The following is a 7733-nucleotide window of genomic DNA, read 5'->3' as shown; positions in this document are numbered from 1 at the left end:
CGGGCCACCTCATGATCATCTGGCTTAGACACCACAATGATCACGAAGCCCGTGCCTGCTCTGCTATGCGCCCCAACCGGTCACAACCCGACCAGCCGCACGACCCCGGAACTTGCAACCGCCCTGGACGGCGCTGCCCTCGGACTTCCGCGCTCTGGCGGAGACGTATCCGGTGCTGGTCATCGACGACTTCCTGATGGTGTCCATCCCGACGCCCGGTGCCGAGGTGTCATGGGCCTCCGAGTCCAGGAATGACGAGATCCTTCAGGACCTGTACGAGATGGACGACACCCAGGGCTATGTGCCCTTCCCGCAGCCGGGAGGCCTGATCAGCTGGGCGTCGTCCAATTGCGGGGACGTCTTCTACTGGAAGACGAGCCCCACGGACCCGGACGCTTGGCCGGTGGTCGTCCGCACGGACAACGGCGACTGGATCGAGTTCCCGGTCTGCGCCGTCGAGTTCCTGGCCGGCGTGTATGGGCGCACTATCGATGTGCCGGGCATGCCCGGGGACTTCCCCAGCGAATTTCCGAAGGTGCTGGGCCTGAGTGACCGCATCGACTGATCGGCAACTGATCCGCAGGCACATACGAACAGCGATCGCCCCCAGGGTTCCTGGGGGCGATCGCTGTTCAGCAGGGTCGGGGACACGCGCGGTCGCCTGTGCGGGCTCCGTTTCGAGCCCCCGCCCGTCAAGTGAAGTAGGCCGCCGACGAGGTGCCTCAGGCTGAGGTCGTTTCTTAACAAATATCCTCAGAGTTCGCTGAGGTCTCTTCTGCCTCTGCAGTCCCAGGACCTGGGGTTTTGAGTTGCCGTACGCCGAGATCAGTTCCTTGCAGTCGGCGGGCAACGGGGGTTCCAGCCAGGTCTCGGTCGCCGCCCAGTTGCTGAGGGCGTCGATGGTGTCGATGTATGGAGGCGTCTCGGGGGCGGCTATATCCCAACGAGCCGGCCTGGGGCGGGTGGGGGAGATTGCGGGGTGTCGGCGACTCAATGGCCCGGAATCCTGGCACATCGGCGTTGGAATATGGCCAGATGACCGAAAGGTCCGCGCGCTCGCTTTTCTGTTGCGGCGTGCTATAGAACCGGCCTGATTCTCCCGTGCCGCTCCTCGGCCGGGGTCGCCGTCGCAGACCGAAGGAAGACACCGTGCTGTCCTCGTCCCGCAAGTTTCCCGCCGCACTGGCCGCCGTCGGCGCGATACTTCTGGCGTCGGGGTGCAGCCACCCCGCTTCGGCCAGCCCTGCTTCGGGCGTCGAGGCTGCAGCGGGGAGCGAGGCGACGGACGAGGCGACCTCATCACCCTCGACCACCCCCTCACCCTCGGCCACTTCTTCCGCGTCGGCCTCGGCCTCGGTTTCCACTTCGGCCTCCGCTTCCGTGAAGGCACCGAGCAGCGCTTCGGCGTCTGCCCGGGCCTCTCATGGTTCGACGACCGGAGGAGGTTCGGACGGCACCGGCAGTACCCAGACCGCCGCAGCGCCGCACGCCCCCGCTTTCCCCGTCCCGGTCACCGTCGGCAACGCCACGCAGCTCATCACCGTCAGGACAAGTGGCTCTTACGCCACCGTGACTGCATGGTCGAAGGGGTCGTCCGGCTGGAAGTCCGTCCTCTCCGCGAGTGGCCGGGTCGGCTCGAACGGCATCGTCGACGGCGCCACCCGCCGCCAGAACACCTCCACCACACCCTCCGGCACCTACACCATCACTGAGGGCTTCGGCGTCGAGGCGGGCGGCACCACCATGCCGTACACCCGGGTGAACTCCACCTACTGGTGGGTCGAGGACTCCGAGTCGAAGTACTACAACTCCATGCACACCGCGACCGGCGCCGACTTCCCTCTCACCGAGTCCGGAGACCGCGGCAGTGAGCACCTGATCAACTACCCGACCCAGTACGCCAAGGCCCTGGTCATCAACTTCAACCGCTGGCCGGCCACGCCGGGCCGTGGCGCCGGCATCTTCCTTCACGTCAACGGCAGCGGAGCGACGGCCGGTTGCGTCTCGGTGCCCCGCGCCACGATGGACCGGATCATGACGTGGATTCAGCCCGGCGCGCACCCACGCATCGCCATTGGCTGACCGGGTGGGCTCCCGGGTCAGGCAGCAGATCCGAGGCGGCCGGGATGACAACAACAGGCTGCGGAAGGTCATGTGACATGACGGAGCGCTCGCCTAGCTCCAACGGTCGGCGACCGCCGATGCGTGGCAAGCCCGGGCACGGCTGGGTGTGTAGGCCCCACCGGCCCCGCGGTCTGGTCTCGGCTGCCGGATATTTCGGCGCGCTACGAGCACTGCCGGCCGCCCGACGCTCAACACCGCCCCAGGGTCCTACGCGGAGTCCGAAGCCGGCACGTGAGCTTTGCCACGCCTCGCCCATGTGACGTTTTGGGGAGCCTTTTCGCTGGGCTAGCGGAGGTCGTGCTCGGCGGCCTGCGCTGCGGGGAGGGAGATCTGCGATGGAGGCAGGGCGTGAGCGGGTTGTGGATGCGGGGTTGATGCGGCCGTATGTGGCGGCGTTCGTGGAGCGGGTCACGGCGCGGAACCGGTTGCCGCTCGACTATTCGGTGGAGAGTTTGCGGGTCGTCGACTTCGTCGTGGACGGGCTGCGCAAGGGCGCGAAGGTGCGTACCGATGTCGACGGTGCTCTGTTCGAGCTTGGGGCGTACGTCGGCGAGGTGCTGGTGCGGCGGGCGGGGGCGGTCTGGGTCGACTACGACGATGCGCAGCGGGCGCTCTTCGGGCAGCTGATCGGCGTCCGCATGCCCGACGGGCGGGTGTGGAATCCACTCGGCAAGGTGGTCAAGCGGTTCGAGATAGGCGCCGGTGAATCCGTACGCGAGCTGTATCTACAGTTGCACGGGCGTCGTCGTACGCGAGCGCGGGTCTGCGTGGGGGCGGGGGCGAAGTCGGGCGTGTAGCCGACCAGTGGCTCGGGGTGTGGCGCTGGGGATGGGGCCGGACTGGCCGTCTCGTGCGGCGTGACCGGGCAGGGCGACAGGTACTCCTCCGCCGCCTCCGCGCAGCCGACGGCGGAGGACGAGGCCGTGAGGCGGAAGGAGACGGGGCGGGCACGGACCGCCTAGCCGGCTTTTGGGCTCCTCGAGCGTGCGGATTCCGACCGAGCCGGGCCGCCTCCTGCGATCTCGACAAGTTGTTCCCGCCGGAGGCATCTGCGATGGACAGCGCGCGCCGACTTCCGGTCGAGCAGACGGACGCGAACCAGTGATCGGTCGCCGACGAGGAGGGCGACGACAACCCATTGATCATGTTGGTGGCGGCTCACGGCGATCGATACATCCGGAACAGGGAAGGCGACTACGACGGAATGCCGATGACGGTCCGGCTCAGTACGGAAGACCCCGGCATGCCCTGCCACCCGCGCACCGTCCGAGATCGTCGATCTCCCGGACGGCGGGATGCTGCAAGACGTCTGACGGGACGAGGTCCTACGCTGCGGAGGTTCCCTGCGGAGGTTCCCTTTCGAACAACTGTTACCTTCTTGTGCGGCCCGGCGCTTACATCGGCGAGGGCTGCGGGCACGGTGATCGGTGCCGTGCCGGGGCGAAGAGGAATGTGTGAACAAGGCTGTGGGGCACCGTCGTGCGCAGGCGTACGACGCCGAGTTGGGGGCTGCTGTCGAGCGCGCTCAGGCCGGTGACGAGGACGCCTTCGAGATCGCGTACCGGATGGTGCAGCCAGGACTGCTCGGATTTCTGCGCGGACTGGTCGGCGAAGACGCCGAGGACGTGGCGTCCGATGCCTGGCTGGAGATTGCCCGCGATCTGGGACGCTTCCGTGGTGACGGGGCCGGATTTCGCGGCTGGACCGCGGTCATCGCGCGGCACCGCGCGCTCGACCATCTGCGGCGGCAGAAGAATCGGCCGCGGGGTTCGCTCATCGAGCAGGACCTTCGTGAGATGCCAGGCGCTCAGGACACTGCCGGTGAGGTGTTGGAGTCGCTGGCCACCGAGCGGGCGTTGGAGCTGATAGCCACGCTGCCGCAGGACCAGGCGGAGGCTGTACTACTGCGTGTAGTGGTGGGGCTCGACGGGCCCGCAACCGGGCGGGTGCTGGGCAAACGGCCCGGTGCGATACGTACCGCCGTGCATCGCGGGCTGAAGCGGCTCGCGGAACGTGTGACAGATACTGCAGCCCGTGCGGAGGGAGGTTCGAGATGAGCGACAGCAGACACGTTCCGGACGAGTGGGACACGCGGGATGTGCGTGAGGCGGAGCCCGCGCTCGACGCGTTGCTTGCTGCTGCCGCTCGGCCCTGTCCCGTCGACCCGGACGCGGCCGAGCAGGCGATGACCGCGTTCAGGACGGCGCGCGACGCCGGTGCGCATGCCGACGCGAGGCCCCGGCGCCGTGACGACTGGAGGCCCAAGCCGCAGCACAGCAGAGCACGTTCACTGAAGGCGGCCGTAGCGGCGTTGGTGGCAAGCGTGACTATCGGCGGGGTCGCGATGGCCGCGGGCGCGCTGCCCGATCCCTTCGGGGGAGAGGGCGACGACAAGCCGACCCCCGGGTCGTCGAGAAGCAGCAGTGCCCAGCAGCGGCCTGGTGGGCCAGAGACAAAGCGGGAGCAGACGCCGGAGCCGGACCCGGAGGCATCGCAGCATGCCTCAACGGGTGGTCCGGCGCGCGGCAACAGCGGCGAGCACGACCTCGCCGATGCTCCCGCCCCCGCGCAGAACGCCGAGGCGCTGTGCCGCGCGTACGAAAGGGCCATCGGGCACGGCAAGGCCGGGGACTCGGCGGCCTGGTCCCGGCTGGAGGCGGCGGCGGGCGGGGCGCGGAACGTAGCCCCGTACTGCGAGAAGTTGCTGACCGCACCCACGACAGCACCGGCTGAAGCACCAGACAACAGCCACCGCAGCCCGAAGCCCTCGCACAAGGGGCAGCCCGGTAGCTGACACCAGGCGCAACGCACCCGCCCAACAGCAACGCGGTCGCGCTGACCACCTACCGGCACCAACGTTCACCAGGAGGAACGGGGCGCTCTCGCTGGCTGATGCGGGCCAGCTCCTGGCCGTACGTGTCCGCGCCCGGTTGCTCGGTGCTCACGCTGTGCCTCCCTCGTCTTCCTGGGTGCGGTGGGCGACCCACTCCGGATCGCGTACGGGCACCGACGCTCGCGTCTCAGTGGCCGGGGCGCGCATCACGCGCCAGCTGCTGCGCGGTGCGGTGACGACGCGGCCGCGCCGGGCACCTGGACGGCACGCCGGACCGGGGAGGCCGGGACCGTGGCGTACTGGCAGACGCTCTACCCGGGTACCGGACTGCCGGGCTGGCCGCCGTTGGCGTTCGTCTTCACCGGGGCCGGCCCCAAGGCGCTGGCCAACCGGATGCAGACCCTGGCTGACCTCACCCGCGAGCACTGGGCAGCGCAGAAGTACTGGTTCAGCGAGGACGACGACGGCTTCCTCGACTTCACCGGCACGGTTCCGCTGGTGCTCACGACGCTGGAGCGCTTGCAGCAGCACGGCCTGCACGGGCCGTCCTTCCGGCGCGTCGCGCAGGGCCGCGGCGAGTTCGAGCCGCTGCTGCAGGCGCTGACCGACACCCACACCAAGGCGGCCTACTGGCAGCGTGAACGGCCGCGTCGTGCAGCAGCCGAGGCCCGCCGGGAGGCCGAGCGGGCAGCACAACGCGCCGCACTGCAGCAGCAGTGGGACGAGGACGACCAGGACGACCAGGACGAGCAGCAGGAAGAAGTGCAGTGCGCGACACCGGACTGCAGCATCCCGGTGAACGAGCCGGCCGACCCCTACGCTGAGGAGATGGGCGTTGCCGTCCCACCGGAGGACGGCGTCTCCTGCTGGTCGTGCCGCCAGAATCAGGCAGCGCGCAATCGCGGACTACGCGGTGCGCTGCGCGGGCTGCGCAGGCAGCGGGACAGCAGCTGTCCCGTGCCATCGAACCTGGACGGCCGGTGGTTTCGTAAGAGCGAAGTCGGACGGGGCCGGCGGCTCAGAACCCGTCCTTGAACCCCTGATGATCGGCCCGTGTGGCTCGGTTGTGAGTGGCTGGCCGTACTCTCCCCGTCGCCCAGCGTTTCTCCCGTTCGGCCTGCCAGTGCTCCTGGGTGTACTGCTCGGCGGGGAGGAGCCGGTCGGCGGTGACGCCGAAGATTGGCGGTGCCCACTCCCGCCACAGGATCCACCGGTCCTGGGCGGAGTCGTAGCGGCCGGAGCTGAGCCGGCCGCGGTGACTGGTCGTCTCCAACTGTCGGTAGGTCTCCTCGGCCATGCCGAGCGCTGTGGCATGGCCACCCATGCTCATCACTTGGCGTCTCCATGATCAACAGATCCGCCGTTAATTAGAGCTCGCGCACATAGGCGCCATGGGGGCCTCGGCGAGAAGGCGAGCATAGGTGCCAGTGATCATGGAGTTGCGACATTCTGTGACCATGGGGGAGACCTGTGCCCGTCCTTCCAACATCGCTGACCGACCCGTTGTGGGACCAATTCGCGGCGCTGCTGCCCGAGCGGCGGAGGGTCAATCCGGCCCATCCACTGGGAAGTTCCGTGGGGCTATCGGCCGATCTTGGCCAGTTCGACCAGATCCTCGTCGGAGAGCGAGAGTCCTGCGCCCGCGATGTTCTCGCGCAGGTGCGCCACCGACGAGGTGCCGGGGATCAGCAGGATGTTCGGCGACCGCTGCAGCAGCCAGGCCAGGGCGACCGACATCGGCGTCGCGTCCAGTCGGTCGGCCACGGCCGTAAGCGCCGAGGACTGCAGCGGGCTGAAGCCACCGAGGGGGAAGAAGGGCACGTAGGCGATGCCCTGCTCGGCGAGCTCGTCGATCAGCGCGTCGTCGTGGCGGTGGGCGAGGTTGTACATGTTCTGCACGCACGCGATCGGCGCGATCGCCTGCGCCTCGGCGACCTGTTCCACCGTCGCGTTGCTCACGCCGAGGTGCCGGATCAGACCCTGCTGCTGGAGTTCGACGAGCGCCTCGAACGCCTCGGCGAGCGAACCGGCCACGGGGCCCTGGGCGTCGCCGAGTCGGAGGTTGACCACATCCAGCGCGTTGAGGCCGAGGTTCTCCAGGTTCTCCTGGACGGCCCGGCGCAGCTCTTCGGGCCGTCGGGCCGGGGGCCAGCCTCCCTCTTCGTCCCTGGTCGCACCGACCTTGGTCACGATGTGCAGCGAGTCACGGTACGGGTGCAGCGCTTCGCGGATCAGCTGGTTGGTGATGTGCGGCCCGTAGGCGTCGGCGGTGTCGATGTGGGTGATGCCGAGGTCAACGGCCTCGCGGAGGACGGCGAGTGCGCCGTCGCGGTCGGCCGCCGGCCCCATGACCCAGGGGCCGGCGAGCTGCATGGCGCCGTAGCCGAACCGGGTGACGGTCAGGTCGCCCAGGGGCCAGGTGCCGCCGGGAAGGGAGGCGGAGGGGGTGCTCATGGTGTGCCTTTCGTGGTGAGACAGGGGGTGGTTCCTAGCGGCGTCTTGCCCCATCATTGACATGTAGCTTCCTGCTGGGAAGTAGGTACTTCGGAGTGCGTAAGGCACCCGCGGGTGAGAGGAGCGGTCCATGGCAACGATGACGGCGGTCCAGCAGAGGGCACAGGCCAAGGTGGAGTACGACGCCTTCCTGGCGGTCTGCCCCAGCCGCAAGCTGCTCGACCGGCTCTCCGACAAGTGGGTCACGCTGATCCTGGCCGCGCTCGGCAGCGGCGGCGGCTCGCATCAGCCAGGCGCCGACTGCTCCGGCGAGCCCCGGTCG

At 68.8% G+C, this 7733-nt stretch carries 8 protein-coding genes and 1 pseudogene; 7 read left to right on the top strand and 2 right to left on the bottom strand.

The genetic code is table 11. The annotated features are described in order from the left end of the window. The first annotated feature begins 112 nt into the window (after positions 1-112). The 6 genes from O3W51_RS46480 (at position 113) to O3W51_RS46455 (ending at position 5992) form a co-directional block, all read left to right on the top strand. A complete protein-coding gene (locus tag O3W51_RS46480; RefSeq protein ID WP_269290027.1) occupies positions 113-565 on the top strand; it encodes a hypothetical protein in 453 nt (150 codons plus the stop codon). Positions 566-1569: 1004 nt separating this feature from the next. After that, entirely contained in the window at positions 1570-2082 is a 513-nt protein-coding gene (locus tag O3W51_RS46475) for a L,D-transpeptidase family protein (protein WP_269290025.1), read from the top strand. Between the two features lie 377 nt (positions 2083-2459). Then, entirely contained in the window at positions 2460-2921 is a 462-nt protein-coding gene (locus O3W51_RS46470; protein WP_269290023.1) for a hypothetical protein, read from the top strand. A gap of 657 nt (positions 2922-3578) precedes the next feature. Then, on the top strand, positions 3579-4181 hold the full coding sequence (locus tag O3W51_RS46465) for an RNA polymerase sigma factor (protein ID WP_269290021.1): 603 nt from the start codon (positions 3579-3581) through the stop codon (positions 4179-4181). Next, a complete protein-coding gene (locus tag O3W51_RS46460) occupies positions 4178-4918 on the top strand; it encodes a hypothetical protein (RefSeq protein WP_269290019.1) in 741 nt (246 codons plus the stop codon). The genes O3W51_RS46465 and O3W51_RS46460 overlap by 4 nt, the downstream gene beginning before the upstream one ends. A 330-nt stretch (positions 4919-5248) precedes the next feature. Beyond that, positions 5249-5992, top strand: coding sequence for a hypothetical protein (locus O3W51_RS46455; RefSeq protein ID WP_269290017.1), 744 nt, complete (start codon positions 5249-5251; stop codon positions 5990-5992). On the opposite strand, the gene O3W51_RS46450 is transcribed toward O3W51_RS46455, so the two are convergent. Continuing rightward, on the bottom strand, positions 5976-6287 hold the full coding sequence (locus O3W51_RS46450) for a hypothetical protein (RefSeq protein ID WP_269290015.1): 312 nt from the start codon (positions 6285-6287) through the stop codon (positions 5976-5978). The genes O3W51_RS46455 and O3W51_RS46450 overlap by 17 nt on opposite strands. 251 nt (positions 6288-6538) lie before the next feature. Beyond that, complete coding sequence (locus O3W51_RS46440; RefSeq protein ID WP_138357191.1) at positions 6539-7411, bottom strand: aldo/keto reductase family oxidoreductase; 873 nt, start codon at positions 7409-7411, stop codon at positions 6539-6541. Positions 7412-7541: 130 nt separating this feature from the next. Here O3W51_RS46440 and O3W51_RS46435 point away from each other — a divergent pair. Further along, positions 7542-7733 (top strand): annotated as a pseudogene (locus O3W51_RS46435) (winged helix-turn-helix transcriptional regulator); the annotation flags it as partial.

Origin of the sequence: Streptomyces sp. H39-C1, assembly GCF_027158125.1 — a bacterium.
Classification (GTDB): Bacteria; Actinomycetota; Actinomycetes; order Streptomycetales; family Streptomycetaceae; genus Actinacidiphila; species Actinacidiphila fildesensis.
This window is presented reverse-complemented; position numbering and strand designations above follow the sequence as displayed.

Coding starts and splice junctions, on each gene's coding strand:
- O3W51_RS46470 (WP_269290023.1), top strand. CDS start 2,460: ATGGAGGCAGGGCGTGAGCGGGTTGTGGATGCGGGGTTGATGCGGCCG.
- O3W51_RS46460 (WP_269290019.1), top strand. CDS start 4,178: ATGAGCGACAGCAGACACGTTCCGGACGAGTGGGACACGCGGGATGTG.
- O3W51_RS46450 (WP_269290015.1), bottom strand. CDS start 6,287: ATGAGCATGGGTGGCCATGCCACAGCGCTCGGCATGGCCGAGGAGACC.
- O3W51_RS46440 (WP_138357191.1), bottom strand. CDS start 7,411: ATGAGCACCCCCTCCGCCTCCCTTCCCGGCGGCACCTGGCCCCTGGGC.